Source organism: Planococcus antarcticus DSM 14505 (assembly GCF_001687565.2).
GTDB lineage: Bacteria > Bacillota > Bacilli > Bacillales_A > Planococcaceae > Planococcus > Planococcus antarcticus.
In genome coordinates this window covers 1,341,009-1,357,104 of the sequence record NZ_CP016534.2, presented here as the reverse complement: position 1 = coordinate 1,357,104, position 16,096 = coordinate 1,341,009, and the positions used below count along the sequence as shown (strand labels likewise).

The 16,096-nt window shown below is 43.7% G+C and carries 14 protein-coding genes and 1 other annotated feature; of the genes, 3 read left to right on the top strand and 11 right to left on the bottom strand.

The window, feature by feature from the left end; genetic code table 11:
* Positions 1 to 174: 174 nt before the first annotated feature.
* On the top strand, positions 175 to 489 hold the full coding sequence (locus BBH88_RS06825) for a PepSY domain-containing protein (RefSeq protein WP_006829971.1): 315 nt from the start codon (positions 175 to 177) through the stop codon (positions 487 to 489).
* Positions 490 to 516: 27 nt separating this feature from the next.
* Here BBH88_RS06825 and BBH88_RS06820 read toward each other — a convergent pair whose 3' ends face one another.
* The 7 genes from BBH88_RS06820 to pepV all read right to left on the bottom strand — a co-directional run bounded on the left by BBH88_RS06820 (position 517) and on the right by pepV (position 7,615).
* Positions 517 to 1,371 carry a YtnP family quorum-quenching lactonase gene (locus BBH88_RS06820; protein ID WP_006829970.1) on the bottom strand — a complete coding sequence of 285 codons (855 nt, stop codon included), beginning with the start codon at positions 1,369 to 1,371 and terminating at the stop codon, positions 517 to 519.
* 16 nt (positions 1,372 to 1,387) lie between these two features.
* Positions 1,388 to 2,044 carry a tRNA (guanosine(46)-N7)-methyltransferase TrmB gene (gene trmB, locus BBH88_RS06815; RefSeq protein WP_006829969.1) on the bottom strand — a complete coding sequence of 219 codons (657 nt, stop codon included), beginning with the start codon at positions 2,042 to 2,044 and terminating at the stop codon, positions 1,388 to 1,390.
* Positions 2,045 to 2,501: 457 nt separating this feature from the next.
* Positions 2,502 to 3,671, bottom strand: coding sequence for an IS701-like element ISPlan1 family transposase (locus tag BBH88_RS06810; protein ID WP_065536401.1), 1,170 nt, complete (start codon positions 3,669 to 3,671; stop codon positions 2,502 to 2,504).
* A 132-nt stretch (positions 3,672 to 3,803) separates the two neighbouring features.
* A complete protein-coding gene (locus tag BBH88_RS06805; protein WP_006829968.1) occupies positions 3,804 to 4,718 on the bottom strand; it encodes a diacylglycerol/lipid kinase family protein in 915 nt (304 codons plus the stop codon).
* Positions 4,719 to 4,751: 33 nt separating this feature from the next.
* Entirely contained in the window at positions 4,752 to 5,279 is a 528-nt protein-coding gene (gene thpR, locus BBH88_RS06800) for an RNA 2',3'-cyclic phosphodiesterase (RefSeq protein WP_006829967.1), read from the bottom strand.
* Positions 5,280 to 5,375: 96 nt separating this feature from the next.
* Positions 5,376 to 6,224 carry a D-amino-acid transaminase gene (dat, locus tag BBH88_RS06795; protein ID WP_006829966.1) on the bottom strand — a complete coding sequence of 283 codons (849 nt, stop codon included), beginning with the start codon at positions 6,222 to 6,224 and terminating at the stop codon, positions 5,376 to 5,378.
* 17 nt (positions 6,225 to 6,241) lie between these two features.
* A complete protein-coding gene (gene pepV / locus BBH88_RS06790; protein ID WP_065537068.1) occupies positions 6,242 to 7,615 on the bottom strand; it encodes a dipeptidase PepV in 1,374 nt (457 codons plus the stop codon).
* 302 nt (positions 7,616 to 7,917) lie between these two features.
* Here pepV and BBH88_RS06785 point away from each other — a divergent pair, with 302 nt between their 5' ends.
* Positions 7,918 to 8,139, top strand: coding sequence for a DeoR family transcriptional regulator (locus BBH88_RS06785; RefSeq protein ID WP_006830850.1), 222 nt, complete (start codon positions 7,918 to 7,920; stop codon positions 8,137 to 8,139).
* Between the two features lie 40 nt (positions 8,140 to 8,179).
* Here the strand turns inward: BBH88_RS06785 and BBH88_RS06780 are convergent, their stop codons facing one another.
* Complete coding sequence (locus tag BBH88_RS06780) at positions 8,180 to 8,893, bottom strand: pseudouridine synthase (protein WP_006830849.1); 714 nt, start codon at positions 8,891 to 8,893, stop codon at positions 8,180 to 8,182.
* Positions 8,894 to 8,903: 10 nt separating this feature from the next.
* Positions 8,904 to 10,508 (bottom strand): putative polysaccharide biosynthesis protein, encoded by a 1,605-nt coding sequence (locus BBH88_RS06775; protein WP_065537069.1) that lies wholly within the window; start codon positions 10,506 to 10,508, stop codon positions 8,904 to 8,906.
* Positions 10,509 to 10,636: 128 nt separating this feature from the next.
* Between BBH88_RS06775 and BBH88_RS06770 the strand changes: the two genes are divergently transcribed.
* Positions 10,637 to 11,920 (top strand): BaiN/RdsA family NAD(P)/FAD-dependent oxidoreductase, encoded by a 1,284-nt coding sequence (locus BBH88_RS06770; RefSeq protein WP_040852722.1) that lies wholly within the window; start codon positions 10,637 to 10,639, stop codon positions 11,918 to 11,920.
* An 816-nt stretch (positions 11,921 to 12,736) separates the two neighbouring features.
* Here BBH88_RS06770 and leuS read toward each other — a convergent pair.
* Positions 12,737 to 15,148, bottom strand: a complete 2,412-nt coding sequence (gene leuS / locus BBH88_RS06765; RefSeq protein ID WP_006830846.1) for a leucine--tRNA ligase — start codon at positions 15,146 to 15,148, stop codon at positions 12,737 to 12,739.
* Positions 15,149 to 15,190: 42 nt separating this feature from the next.
* Positions 15,191 to 15,396: a binding site (T-box leader), on the bottom strand.
* 44 nt (positions 15,397 to 15,440) lie between these two features.
* Positions 15,441 to 16,094 carry a 3-oxoacid CoA-transferase subunit B gene (locus BBH88_RS06760; RefSeq protein ID WP_006830845.1) on the bottom strand — a complete coding sequence of 218 codons (654 nt, stop codon included), beginning with the start codon at positions 16,092 to 16,094 and terminating at the stop codon, positions 15,441 to 15,443.
* Positions 16,095 to 16,096 lie beyond the last annotated feature (2 nt).

Genomic DNA, 16,096 nt, shown 5'->3' with positions numbered 1-16,096 from the left:
TTACTCTTTAATTTACTTGTATAACAACTTACCCCCATTAAGTTTAGAGCTTTTTTCAGATAATTTCCAGTTTTATATTTCGTTTTTCGAAAGAATTAGTACTTTGATGCTTTTATTTCGTCCTTTAAAATATTTATGGTACAATTTATCCAGTATAGCAGAGGAGGGATTTTAGTGAATAATCGTGATTTACTTATTGGATTTGCTACAGGTGTAGCAGCGACCTACTTGGTGAAAGAAGTGTATGATCGCAAGGAAAAACTATACCCGGCAGATGACGTTTTAAAAGAAGTCAAATCTGCTTTTAAAGAAGAAGGTCCAATCGACGGCTCATGGATTTTTATGAAAACCGAGCCTTATAAGCAACATGCTTTAACAACTGAGGTCTATAAAGGCGGCATCACTCGCCATAAAGAAGACCAACTGCAGCAATTCGAATTTTTAGCTGACGCCTATACCGGTGCAGTGATTGAAGTTAAACAGGTATAAAAAAAGGAGCCAATTGGCTCCTTTTTTTTATACTTTTTTTTCCTTGCGCACAAGTGATTCAACAATTTCTTTGCCGTCCGTGCTCCACTTGAGGATGCGGTAATACGCATCATGGTAAAAACTGAAATAATAGCCGTTTTCTAGCGCTTCTTTCATCAGCTTTTCTTTTGCGTAAATTGAGTCCATCGGATAATCGTCAAATGCCAAAACCCATAATGGATTTTGGTGCGCATGAGTTGGCATGATGTCGGCCATGTGCAAAATAGTTTCATTGCCGCTCGTCATTTTAATGACACTATGACCATCTGAATGGCCTCCGGTATGAATGAGCGTGATGGCATCAAACAAGGTTTTCTCATCTTCAAAGGTTTCCACCTGACCAACGATTGGCTCCCAATTTTCTTTCCAGTACGTATTACGTGAGCGGATATTCGGATGCTGCATTTCATTCCATTCTACTGCTGAGACGTGGATCTTGGCATTCGGGAAAGTTGAAACCAGCTCTTCACCTTGCCATTTGGTTAAACCGGCTGCATGGTCTCCGTGAAGGTGGGTCATCAAGATCGTATCGATATCTTCGGCAACCAAACCAAGCTCCTCCAAATCCGCTTCTACTCTTGACTGCTCAGAAACCCCTAAATTGCGCAGTTGACGCTCTGTCAATTTGCCATCGCCAAGACCGCTATCGATTAAGATATTATGCCCGTCAAATTGGACCAGAATCGGATGTGTTGGCAACTCGATTTGATTGTTTTCATTGGCTGGATAACGTTTTGACCAGATGAATTTTGGCACTACTCCAAACATCGTGCCACCATCCAAAAAAGTCGTTCCGCCCTCAAGCCAGGTTAAAACCATGTCGTGAAATTGAAATTTCTGCATTCCCTTTTCCCCCTTATCATGAGTAGCTAACTGAAAACTGTGCTTCCATCCGATAAATCGGCTGGCCTTTTTTTGAAAATTTCTCTTCATATTCTGTCATGATGTTCCATTTGGGTTCATTGTCATGGAGATCTAAAGAGACATCTTTTAATAACATACCATACTCAGAAATACTGGTAAGTGAATATTCAAAAAGTCTACGGTTATCCGTCTTGAAATGGATTTCTCCATTTTTAGGCAATACCGCTTCATAAAGCTTCAAGAAAGATTCATGCGTTAACCGACGCTTAGCGTGTCGTGTTTTTGGCCACGGATCCGAGAAGTTCAAATACAGCCTGTCTACTTCCCCTTTTTCGAAATAATCAGCGATTTTTCTCGCATTAACCTTTAAAAGCCGCAAGTTTGGAATACCATTTTTTTCGTCTAGAATGCTCTCAAGAGCCGTGACGATGACGCTGTCGAACAGTTCAATCCCAATATAGTTGATATCGGGATTGGCTTTTGCCATACCACTAATAAAACGGCCTTTTCCTGTTCCTGCTTCAATATGAAGGGGGTGGTTATTGCCGAAGACTTCGTGCCAATTTCCTTTTTGTTGTTCTGGGTTCGGAATAACAATCTCCGGATGAGTATCGAGTAAATCTGCTGCCCATGGTTTAAAACGTGATCTCATGTTTCATCCTCTTCCTATTATATAAGTTGAACTGATGATTTCAGCCTGTCGCTATTTCGCAAACCAGCTACGCTTTCCTGCGAGCTTGCGCCGAATTAACTCGGGCTAGACGCCCGAGTGGATTTCTTGCTATGTCGCATATGCTGCTCTCATAAGAGTCTCCGCTAATTTGCTCCATATCCTGATGATGTACTTAAAGTCGCTGGGAACAAAGAACAGAAGATGGCTAAGGGCAAAGATGTGCTCCTGCGGCGTCCTTGACAATTGGCACCGTGCCGTCCTGTCGCGCCAGTTGCATGACCCACATCCCGTGTGCCCAAAGCGTCTGTCTAGAGCGACTTCTTCGTTTATCAACTATATATTGAGTTAAAAAAACCACTTCTTTAATTCAACTTATATACTCTAAATGAGCATTTTTGCAGTTAAAAATTCCCAACGAATGTGAACAGACGGGTGCCTACGCTGGCTGTAGCTCATTTTTGATGTGGTCAAGCGCCACTCCGTTCTGGCATTCCTCATAGACAAACTCGATGAGACTGCCCATCTTTTGGCGCCGTAGTTGCCGGATGGCAATCTGGAAAACCTCGTCCCGCAAATACATCGCGAAGACGTAGGTGAACTGGACGATTGTCCAGTAGCGGCGGATCGCCCGTTCGTTTCGGATTTGATAGCCCGCGAACCCAAGCTGTTTTTTGACGGTCTGAAAGTAGGTCTCGATGCTCCACCGTTCGCCATAATAACGGAGAATCTGTTCGCTGGTTAATGTTGCATCCGTGCTGAAAAAACAGCGCATCAGCTTGGGATCCATCGGCTGATCCGGGGTCCAGGACAAGAGGACAGTGCCTGTCGTCCCATCGCTCAGCGGGCCTACGTAGCGGTACACCCGGTAGGTGGCTTTTCCGACTGTCACCAAGTCGGTGTCCACCTCCTGAATGGAAGCGGCGAATTCCTTCACCTGGATACGGATCCCATTGGGATAGATGATCCGATTGCTTTTTAGTGCGCTGATGACATGGAGATTTTTTGACCGGGCAGCTTTGATGAGGGAACTGGCCGTATACCAAGTATCAAACAGCACATAGGCAGTCTGCTTCAAAGTGGGAAGCTGACGGATCATGTCATCTGCCAATTGAATTTTGCTTTCCCCTGTCTCTTTGGTATACAGCCGGAAGTCAAACGGAAACGCCCGGCCAGCCGACTTCACCATCATCTCCACCCCCTGGTGGCCCCAAACACTTTTTCCGTCTGCATGCGAATAATGAAACCCGCAGGCATCTATTGGAGACTTGGCCCGTGACGAAGGCTTTGTCTTTTTACAGATGGTGTCGTCTATCAGGACGAAAAGGGGTTCGTCTTTCGCTACCTTTCGCAAAATGTGCTGCTGGGTCTGTCCGAGGAGGAATTGTTCATTCCAAACGCCCTGTTTCAAGAAATGCCCCAAAAGGGTCCGGTGATTCTCATTTCGGCTAGCGGTGTGGATTTCCGTCAACTTGCCGGTGAATCCAATACTTAAGATGCCATCGGTAAAATGGGCCAGGTGCTTCAGAACCGGTTTCGAGAAGTAAAAACCAAGGTTCCAGTCGGCGAATCCATTGTCGATCTCCTGTTGATATGATAATCTGTTCATGGGCAAACGACGCTCCTTTGGATAGATATTGGTTTAGGCACCTTGATTCTATCCCAAATTAGCGCGTTTGTCTTTTTTCGTTGTTTTAACTGGTAAAAAATGGTTCTAAATTTGCTCATTTAGAGTTATATACTAATTTAACTTTATTGATTGCCAACCATTTTGACTTATCGTGTAGGCAATCATTTCATTTGCCGGGCTCGTGCCAGCATCGTCACCATCGACGTGTCGGCATACTGGCTTTTCGGTCGAGAGCCAAAATTTCGTATTGCTCATTTGGCTGACCTCTTTAAAGCGTGTATGTGCTCCGCTGAATACCGTACCAAAAACCAGCAATAGTTTCAAACGAGAAATTTGATGAACGACCGTCAATTCAAGCAAGCCATCATTTGTTTTTGAAGACGGTGAAATTTTCATGCCGCCACCAAAATAAGGTTGGTTGCTAACCGTAGCCAGCCATACATCTTCGTAAATCACTAGATTGTCGTCATATTTTACGGACAAAGTGAACTTTTCGAATTTCAGTAAAGTCCGAATAACATAAACAAGGTAGACTAATTTCCCAATACCCAGCTGATTTAGCTTTTTCTTAAGCGGTGATCGGTTAACCGCAATGGAAATCTCCGCATCAAACCCAATGCCCGAACTGCTAACAAACTGAAAGACTTTGCCATTTGCGAATTCGCCAAGGTCTTGCCTTGTCGAAAGCGGCTTTTCACGGAATTGTTCAATTGCCTGTGCGTCGTTGAAAGTGCCGTAAGCTCTCGCAAAGTCATTGCCAGAGCCTGCTGCCACAGAACCAACTAGCAGTGTTTTTGCACCCGCTGCACCTGCAATGATTTCACGCAGTGTGCCATCTCCACCAAAGCCAATTAACAGAATGTCTCGCTGACTGTTTCGGTAATCTGTAGCAATGGCCAATGCATGCCCAGGATGTGTAGTTACGACTTGTTCAAACGGAAACTGGATTGTTTTTTCAAAGCGATGCCATTTTTTCAGGGCTCTGCCGTTACCAGCTGCAGGATTAATTATAAATACTGTTTTCATAAACACTCGCCTTTGGATGAGTTAACTGTATTTTCACAGCGGATAATTAGCGATCTTCTGATAACGAGACATTTCTTTTGGTACAATCCGAAACAACGAAAAATCCGTCACCTCGAATTGTATTTCACTAATTGAAAATTGCGGTGCTGCGGGCTTCCCACCGGCCCATTTACTAGCCAATGTGATATGCGGCACAAATTCCTTTAGATCGGGTCGGATTTTTAACGATTCCAGAGCTTTGTTGACTTGTTGTTGCAGTTCAATCAACTCTCCACTGTTTTCAAGAGAGGCATAAATTATACGGGGGGTCGCGGAATTTCCGAAAGTCTTAATGCCATCAATATTCAACATAAAAGGCTGTTGTTTGATTTGAGCTAACAATTGTTCGACTTGCCCTATTTCATCGTGTACATCCTCTCCGATAAACAGCAAGGTAATATGCATATCCTGCGCAGGTGTTTGCCTTTTATGACTTTGCAAATTCCAAGCGTCCCGCTCTGCAGTTAAGTGTTCTGCAATATTCTGAGGTATTTTTATCCCAATGAAATAATGTGGTTTCATTTAGCATCACCTGATTTCAGTTTACCACGCAAACGGATGCAAAAAAATAGTGATCGGCTAGAGCCAATCACTTTCTTTCTTCTAAAATCCCTGGATTTATGATTTCACGCCCACTCCAATGCGTGATTCAAAAGCTGTCTGCAGTTTTCGGGTCAATTCCCCTGGAACGCCTTGAGCGATTTTATGATCACCAATCTTAACAATTGGCATTACTTCAGTGGTTACCGAAGACATAAAGAATTCATCCATTTCGAGCGCTTGAGTTTTTGTAAAAGCTGTCTCTTCCACTGGAATTTCCAACTCTTTACACAGCTCAAGAATAACTCTTCTTGTAATGCCATTCAAGATCAGATTGTTAGCAGGATGAGTATAAAGAATGCCATTTTTTATGCCATACATATTCGATGAACATCCTTCTGTCACGGTTTCACCACGGTGCAGAATTGCTTCAAAAAATCCTTCTTCATAAGCTTCCTGCTTTGCCAAGACATTGCCAAGTAAATTCAAGCTCTTGATGTCACAGCGCAACCAGCGGATATCTTCGATAAATTTAGCAGTAACTCCCGAGTTCAAATTTGCAACGGGGCGCTCTACTGATTTGGTATTACCAGTAATGACAGGGTTTGCTTGAGCCGGAAACTGGTGCTGGCGCTCTGCAGCCCCCCGCGTAATCTGAACATATACCTGGCCGTTGTTAATATTGTTAGTTTCAACAAAATCATACATCATCTTATGGAACACATCTTTTGTATGAGGAATGACAATTTTGATCTTATCGGCACTTTCGTAGAAACGATCGATATGTTCTTTTGCTGTAAATAAATTGCCATCATAAACACGAATCACTTCATAAATCCCGTCCCCGAACTGATAGCCGCGATCTTCTTTCGAAATTACCAGATCCTCTTCACGAATAAACTCTCCATTATGCAATATCAAATCCATATCCATTCCCTCTTTCCTCATTTTTTACAAGCTACTTGGTAAATTGCTTCTGCGTAGATTGCAGTTGCTTTAACTAAATTGTCGATGTCGACAAATTCATCTGCTTGATGGGCAACATCCGGTTCGCCCGGAAACAGCATCCCGAACGCTACACCTTTATCTAATACGCGCGCATAAGTGCCGCCCCCGATGGCAATAAGATCTGCTTTGTTGCCAGTCTGTTTTTCATATGCGCTTTGTAGTGTCTTGATAAACGGATCGTTTCCGTCCACGTAATGAGGAGGAGAATTAGACGCAATGTCCAACATAAAATTCTCCAACTCGTAAGCAGTCATCTTCTCTTCGAATGGGTAGCTGACGGAATACCGCATGCTGACATGAATCGTTGCTGTTTTCTTTTTTTCAAAACGGATGATTCCAGCATTAAATGTCGTATCTCCCGATTGCTCATCTGTAAAATCAAGTCCGAGTTTACGTCCACGTGAATCTTGATAAAACGTATCTGCGATAAATGCTACAAACTTTTGACCATCACCTTCTAAGCGATCTTTTAAAAACAGAGCCAAAAGAATTCCGGCGTTAATGCCGTTTTCCGGTTCCATCGCATGCGCTGATTTGCCGTTTAGCGTCAATTCAGTTGAACTGTTATGCTGCTCTGCTCTTCCTGTCAGTTGATGCTTTACACAAAATTCCTTAAAGTCTTGCTGCCATTCCACCAATTGGCCATTTAAAATCGCAGTCGCTGTATCTGGCACCATATTGGTTCGATGGCCCGCAATGAACGATTCCAAGATTTCATCGTCATGCAATGAAAAAGTCGAAAAAACCAACCCGGCGATGCCTTTTTCCGCGTTGATAATTGGGAAATCTGCGTCTGGAGTAAAAGCTGCAGCCGGCATTTCTTCTGTCTGAAAATAGCGGTCCATACAGCGGAAATCGCTTTCTTCATCGGTGCCGATGATCAACCTCACGCGCTTTGTAAATTCTACGTCCGCGTCTTTCAACATGTTCAAGGCTGTCCATGCAGCAATTGTTGGTCCTTTGTCATCAATGGCACCGCGACCATACAGACGACCATCTTGAATTTCTCCGCCGAACGGTTCTTTCGTCCAACCTTGACCCACAGGAACAACATCGACATGCCCTAAAATCCCGAGCAGTTCATCACCTTCTCCAATTTCAAGATGTCCTGCAACGTCTCCAACATTTTTTACTGAATATCCTTGTGCTCTTCCTTTGTGCAAAAACCAATCCAATGCCTGTTTAACTTCTTTTCCAAAAGGAGCTGTTGGCGTTGTTTCGTCACTTAACACGCTAGGAATCGCAATTAACTCCTGTAATTCACTCAGCATGGTTTCTTTACGCTTGTTAGCTTCTAGCAGCCAATCCATGTCTCACACTCCTTTTTGTTATGGCTATTGTACACCTTTTTCCATCAAATTAAAGATTTTGTGTCAAATTGCATGAAAAATTCTGGCTTTCTATTGTTATATTTACGTAAATATAAAGGGAAATCCTAGAATTCGAGACGTTTTTCCGCTATAATCAAATTGTCAGATTAGTTAAATTGACATACTACTTTAGGAAAAGGGGCTGTCTTTGGCATCTATCATAAACTTGCTGTATGAACATCAGCATATCGTCCGCTAGTCTTTGCCAATGGGAAAAAAGATGAAGGAGTGGTTCTATTATTATGAAACCCACAACCGATCGCATGCTCATTCGAATTAAAGATATGTATAAGTACATTCTCGACAACGGGACTGTAACGACACAAGATCTTGTCGACGAATTCGGCATCACTCCTCGCACCATTCAAAGAGATTTGAATGTGTTAGCCTTTAACGACTTGGTAACCAGCCCAACTCGAGGCCAATGGACAACGACGCAACGGAAAGTGAAAATGACGTCCTAAAAAGATTTCCTAAACAAAGAAAATGACCGCAACTACGCGGTCATTTTCTTTGTTTTAAACTAATTACTTCCTCTTCCGTTAAATGACGGTATTCTCCGAGACCGAGCTCCGGATCAAGACTCAATGGCCCCATCGACAAACGTTTCAAGTAAACTACCCGTTTGCCGACACTTTCGAACATCCGCTTAACTTGATGGAATTTGCCTTCAGTAATTGTTAATTCAATTTTAGAAACAGTGGCACTCTCAATTATGTTCAAGCTAGCCGGCTTGGTCACGTAACCATCGTCAAGCGCTACACCTTTTTTAAATGCTTCTGCATCCTCTTCTGTAACCACACCTTCAACTAATGCGTAATACGTCTTGTCCACATGTTTTTTAGGCGACAATAATTCATGTGCCAATTTACCGTCATTCGTTAGCAAAAGGAACCCTTCGGTATCTTTATCGAGGCGCCCTACTGGGAACGGGTCGAAATGTTGCTCTTGTTGTGCCAGTAAATCAATGACTGTCTGATCGTATTTGTCTTCTGTCGCCGAGATGACGTCCTGCGGTTTGTTCATCAGCAGATAAATAAACTCGATATAGACAACAGCCTCTCCACCCACCAACACCTGATCAACATGTTCATCGACATGCACTTTCGGATCACGGACAATTTCACCGTTCACTTCCACGGCTTTTTTTTTCAACAGGATCTTGACTTCTTTTCTGGAGCCAAAACCCATATTCGAAAGAAATTTATCTAAGCGCATTGTGTCACTCCTAAAAGCCGAATTTCCGGGAAATTCTCGTTATTTTCGAGCCCAGCAATTTTTGTGCCAAACCCGTCTTCAAGCCGAGGTATCCATAAACGATTGCCCCGACGCCACCGATCAGAATAATGCGCAGCATTGACTGCAATTTATTGTCCATGCCCATAAATAGGTCTAATCCTGACATTGCTAGAAAAACCGCACCCGCCATAATCAAGTTCAAAATGACAATTAAGATAACACGTCTCCCGACCATTTGAGAATGATAGTTCATCGTTTTAACGATGACCAACATGTTCATACCAATTGCCGCCACATAACCAATAATGGTCGCTGCAATCGCGCCATCTGTTTCGAAACGTTCGATTAATGGTGTATTCAAAAGTGCTTTTAGCAAAAGCCCCGTAGACAAGTTAATAATAATCCATTTCTGTTTGTTGATACCTTGCAAGATTGAAGCCGTTACAGGGAATGCCGCAAATAGAATCGCAACCGGCAAATAATGCGCCAAGATTTCAGATCCGATGTCACTCACTTCATAGAACACATGGTACAGCTCGTCCGACAACATCGTCATGCCGATAACAGCAGGCAATGTCAAGAACAACAGCAACTGGATCGATTGATCGAGTGTTCGTGATACTTGAAGAAATTCATTGCGCGTAAAATGCTTGGTGATCAGCGGAATCAATGCCATTGAAAACCCAGTAGCAAGCATAACCGGAATCATTACTAGCTTATGAGCGGTTAAGTTCAGAATTCCAAGCAAGTCGATTTCAGAGAAATTGCCACCAGAGCTCATCGCCCGGTTAAACGTCATCAAATCCACAAATTGGAATAACGGGTTGGCAATCCCTAGAAAAATGACCGGAACCGCATAAATCAAAATCTCTTTGTACATATCACGTAACTTTACATCGTAAGATTCAACCGAATTAGCTAGCAAACGATTGTATTCCGGCTTTTTCTTTTTCCAGAAATAGCCCAATGTCACAATACCGCCAAGCGCTCCGATAGCCGCTGATAATACCGCAAATTGAATCGCTGTTTTCGGAGTGCCATCAAAAATATAAATAACGGCAAAAGCACCACCCAATAGGAAAATAATGCGAACAATTTGCTCAACAAGCTGTGAAACTGCGGTGGGCATCATGTAGTTATAGCCTTGAAAAAACCCTCTCCAAAGACTCATAAACGGTACCACAATCAGTGCAAAGCTGACCCAGCGGATTGCTTCGGTAATATCTCCAACTGAATAAATTTGTTCATCTTCAGAAATGGTGATGCGAGCAAGTGGCTCTGCAAAGAGGTAAAGCAAGGTGAAAGAAACAAAGCCGGTGATCATCATCGTCAAGAGGCCTGATTTCAATAATCTCCTGCCTGTTTCATAATCACCGAGGGAATTGTATTTGGCGGTAAATTTCGAGAAAGCAATCGGAGCTCCTGAAATGGCCAGTGCCAGCATCAGGTTATACGGTATGTAGGCGTACTGATAAAGACCGATATTGTCTTTTCCCACCATGCTGTAAAACGGGATGATATAAATAACGCCAAGGATTTTTGATAAAAATAAACCCAAGGTTAAGATGGCTGTACCTTTGATTAATGACGACATTTTGCACTTCCTGACTTATTCATGATAAAAGCAATCTACACGATAGTTTACACCTATAGAAGAAATTACTCAACGTGTTTCGTTGCATCGTGTATACTGAAAGAAAAACGAAAGCGAGTTCTTATTATATGTATGACGTGATAATCATAGGCGGGGGTTCCTCCGGCTTAATGGCATCAATTGCCGCAGCTTCTAACAACCAAAAAGTTTTATTGATCGAAAAAGGAAAGAAATTAGGGAAAAAATTAATTATTTCTGGTGGTGGCCGCTGCAACGTAACCAATCGATTGCCACTTGACGAAATCGTAAAACATATTCCAGGGAATGGTCGTTTTCTCCATAGCCCGTTTTCCGTATTTAATAACGAAGACATTATTTCCTTTTTTGAAGGTCTCGGCGTCGCTTTAAAAGAAGAAGATCATGGCCGAATGTTCCCAGTATCTAACCGCGCACAAGATGTAGCGGATGCCATGTTCAAAGAAATGGAACGACTGAATGTCACGGTATTGCTTGATTCTCCCGTTAAAAAATTATTGATGACCGACGAAAAAGTAACCGGCGTTCGTCTTCATACTGGCGAAGAATACACTGCTAAAGCAGTGGTTGTAGCCGTTGGAGGTAAAGCCGTGCCACAAACAGGCTCTACTGGAGACGGTTACCCGTGGGCGGAAAAAGCAGGACACTTGGTCACTGAACTCTACCCGACTGAAGTGCCTTTGCTGTCAAAAGAGTCGTTTATTGTCAGCCGAGAACTTCAAGGTTTGGCACTTCGTGACGCAGCCGTAACCGTATTGAACAAAAAAGGCAAAGTACTAGTGACGCACCAAATGGATATGCTGTTTACTCACTTCGGATTGAGCGGTCCAGCTGTATTGCGTTGCAGTCAGTATGTCGTCAAAGAAATGAAAAAAAATGGTGGCCTGCCCGTTGAAATGCGCATTAACACCTTGCCGAATGAAAACGCAGAATCCGCTTTTCAACTGCTCCTTAAAATGATGAAAGAAGAACCGAAAAAATCGCTAAAAAACGTTTGGAAAAGCTTTGCTCAGGAGCGGTGGTTGCTATTCCTACTTGGACGTGCCGACATTGATCCCCAATTGACTGGAGCGGAACTGGCAAGCGATAAAGTCCGGGCGTTTGCACAACAGCTGACAGTCTTCACGATGTTCGTAAACGGCACGCAATCAATCGAGAAGGCGTTCGTCACAGGAGGCGGCGTGTCCATCAAGGAAATCGAACCAAAGACGATGGCTTCTAAAAAGAAGCCGGGCTTGTACTTCTGCGGTGAAATCCTGGATATCCATGGATATACCGGCGGCTATAACATCACTTCTGCACTAGTGACCGGCAATGTAGCAGGACAAAGTGCAGCACGATTTGCCAAAGAAAGCCAAGTAGAAAGCTGGGCTTAAAAGCTATGGACGATGTAACTGAGTATGTTCTGTTGCTAGTCTATTCCCTTCCACTACTCATCATTTTCGTAGCCTTATTAATTGGCCGCGCGTTTGGTAAAAAGAAATAGTTTTTGAATTGATTAAGGAGTATCGGAACTGAAGAAATCGCTCCAGGTGGTCGCTTTCCGCAGGCTAATGCCGAACTAAATCGGCCTTATTGCCCGAGTGGATTTCACCATTCCCGCAGGAAAGTCATTAAACGAATGAAATTCGGGTAATGGCTTTGCGACAAAGCTAGCGAAGCGATGCAGGAGCATATCTTAGCTCTTCGCCACCTTCCGCTCTTTCTTCTAAAGGTCATCATTCAATTTTTTGCATCACTAAGTCAACCTGAGTGAAAAGGTTATGTCCAAACTCACTTCTCATTTGGTTTCATGAGAAACCCAGAAACTTAAAAGCTCGCATTTATTTAACCAAATTTCTCAGCGATGGCGCGTCCACGGGCTAGACGAAGCAAGAATACGGGTGGTTTTTCTGGTTTCTTGCGGGGGCCATGCCCAAAGCGGCTAGCGCGATTTACAAGAAATAACAATTTACTTATAACAATCCAAAAGAGGCAGCCCAGAGAAAATCCGGTCTGCCTCTTTTGTTATTTAATTTTTAAAATGCTCCTGGAAGGTTTTGCATTTTTTTATGTCTAGACTCCGCTTTTCTTTGTCCAGACTCCGTCTTCCAGCTCCTCGGGCCTTAAATCAGCCCGGCTGTGTGGCAAACAACGCCACTTCGCCGGTCCTCCTTAAACCTGTCGGAACTCCCGGAAGACTCCGCTTTTCTTTAACCTACAACAATATTGACCAATTTCCCTGGAATGACGATGACTTTGCGTACTTGTTTGCCGTCAGCCGCTTTTTGGACGTGCTCGTCTGCAAGTGCAGCTGTTTCTAGCTGTTCTTTTGAGCTGTCTTTAGCGATGATTAGCTTAGTTTTCACTTTGCCGTTTACTTGAACTACAACTTCGACTTCATCGTCGACCATTTTTGACTCATCAAATTGCGGCCAGTTTTCATATGATACTGATCCTTCGTGACCCAATTTCTCCCATAGCTCTTCTGCTACATGAGGTGCGATTGGCGATAGCAATTTTACAAAGCCTTCTACATATTCTGTCGGAATCGAATCGACTTTATAGCCTTCATTGATGAACATCATCATTTGTGAAATAGCTGTGTTGAAACGCAGCCCTTCGAAATCGTCCGTTACTTTTTTGACTGTTTGATGATAGACTTTTTCCAGCTTGCCGTCGTTAGCATCGGTTACTTTCGCGCTCAATTGCTCTTCGTCCATCAACAAGCGCCAAACGCGGTCTAGGAATCGGCGGGAGCCGTCTAGTCCGTTTGTCGACCATGCAATCGATGCTTCTAGTGGACCCATGAACATTTCGTACATACGCAATGTATCTGCTCCGTGGCTTTCGATGATTTGGTCTGGGTTCACGACATTGCCTTTGGATTTCGACATTTTTTCGTTGCCTTCGCCCAAAATCATGCCTTGGTTAAACAATTTCTGGAAAGGCTCTTTTGTCGATACTACTCCGATATCGTAAAGCACTTTATGCCAGAAACGTGCATACAGCAAATGAAGTACAGCATGCTCTGCGCCGCCGATATAAACATCTACCGGCAACCAGCGTTTCAATAGTTCTGGATCTGCCAACATTTCGTCATTCGTTGGATCGATAAAGCGCAAGTAATACCAGCAGCTTCCTGCCCATTGCGGCATCGTGTTGGTTTCGCGGCGCCCTTTCATGCCCGTTTCTGGGTGAACAATATTGACCCAGTCGGTAATATTGGCAAGTGGCGACTCCCCTGTTCCGCTCGGCTTAATATCCTTTGTTACCGGCAGCATCAATGGCAAATCTTTTTCTTCAACGGGTGTCATTGTGCCATCTTCCCAGTGGATGATTGGAATCGGCTCGCCCCAGTAACGCTGACGGCTAAACAACCAGTCACGCAAGCGGTAAGTGATTTTCTTTTCGCCGACTTTTTTGTCAATTAGCCAAGCAATCGCGTTTTCAATCGCTTCTTTTTTATTCAAACCGTTTAGGAAGTCGGAATTGATCAATTCACCGTCACCAGCATATGCTTCTTCTTCGATATTGCCGCCTGACACAACTTCCACAATCGGCAAATCGAATTGCTTGGCAAACTCGTAATCGCGCTCGTCGTGAGCAGGAACTGCCATAATTGCGCCCGTTCCATAAGTTGCCAAGACATAATCGGCAATCCAAATCGGCATTTTTTCACCGCTCGCTGGATTGGTTGCATACGCGCCTGTGAAGACACCTGATTTGTCTTTCGCCAAATCAGTACGTTCCAAGTCACTTTTTGTTTTAACGTCATCGACGTATTTGTCGACAGCTTGTTTTTGATCCGCTGTTGTAATCGCAGCTACCCATTTATGTTCTGGCGCTAGTACCGCGTAAGTTGCGCCAAAAATCGTATCTGGGCGTGTCGTGAATGCACGGAAAGAATGTTCTGTGTCCGCTACTTGGAACTCCAGTTCTGCTCCTTCTGATTTACCAATCCAGTTGCGTTGCATGTCTTTCAGACTTTCCGGCCAATCCAAGTCATCCAAATCTTCAAGCAAACGGTCCGCATATTCCGTAATACGCAATACCCATTGGCGCATCGGACGACGTTCAACTGGATGACCTCCACGTTCTGACTTGCCATCGATTACTTCTTCATTTGCAAGAACAGTTCCAAGTGCCGGGCACCAGTTAACCGCTACTTCGTCTACATAAGCCAGTCCTTTATTATACAATTGAATGAAAATCCATTGTGTCCATTTATAATAAGACGGATCCGTTGTGTTGATTTCGCGGTCCCAGTCATATGAAAATCCAAGTTCTTGAATTTGACGCTTGAACGTTGCGATGTTTTTAGCCGTAAATTCAGCTGGGTCGTTTCCGGTATCGAGCGCATATTGTTCTGCTGGCAGTCCAAATGCATCCCAGCCCATCGGATGCAACACGTTATAACCTTGCATGCGTTTGACACGGCTTAAAATGTCCGTCGCCGTATAGCCTTCTGGATGTCCTACGTGAAGTCCGGCGCCTGATGGATACGGGAACATATCTAGTGCATAGAATTTCGGTTTTAATGGGTCGTCCACCATTTTAAACGTCTTATTGTCTTGCCAATATTTTTGCCATTTTTTCTCAACTAGCTTGTGATTGAATGTCATTTCCGATTCCTCCTCAAAATAAAAAAATCCCGTCCCTTAAAAATAAGGGACGGGATTTTCCCGCGGTACCACCCAAATTAGCGATTGCTCGCTCAACTTGACTCCTTAACGCGGAAAACGGTGTATCTTACTTAGTTTCACATACACGGACTCCAAGGTGAGTTCACTTGCGCATTTTACCAGCTTGCACCACGCACCGGCTCTCTGTCAAAAATACACAAACTACTAGTCCTCTTCACTGTCATTGGCTATTGTCTCTATTTTAGACGACCCGCCGTTTTTTGGCAATAGCCTAAGAAACTTCGACGTTTTCTGTATTCAACGGCGCGTCCGTAGAATCGATGATATCTTGAACGGTAAAGCCTTCGAATACCTCAGACAACACTAGGCCATCTTCTGTTACTTCGATTACTGCACGTTCTGTAATGATTTTATTGACTACGCCTTTGCCAGTTAACGGCAAGTCACATTGCTTTTTGATTTTAGCAGAACCGTCTTTAGACACATGATCCATAATGACGATGACTTTTTTCGCGCCGTGGACTAAATCCATCGCGCCGCCCATGCCTTTGATCATTTTACCGGGAATCATCCAGTTGGCTAAGTCGCCGTTTTCAGCTACTTCCATCCCGCCAAGAATCGCGACATCAATATGACCGCCGCGAATCATCGCAAAAGATTCCGCACTGGTAAAGAAAGCCGAGCCCGGGATTGTCGTTACGGTTTCTTTTCCAGCATTGATTAAATCCGGATCTACATTTTCTTCAGTCGGATAAGGGCCGATTCCTAAAAGTCCATTTTCTGATTGAAGCACGACACTTTTGTTATCGGAAATAAAATTAGCAACCAAAGTTGGCATGCCAATTCCTAGGTTAACGTAATCGCCATCGTTAATCTCTTTTTCAGCGCGTTTTGCAATTCGTTCTCTGACTAGTTGTTTATCCAAGC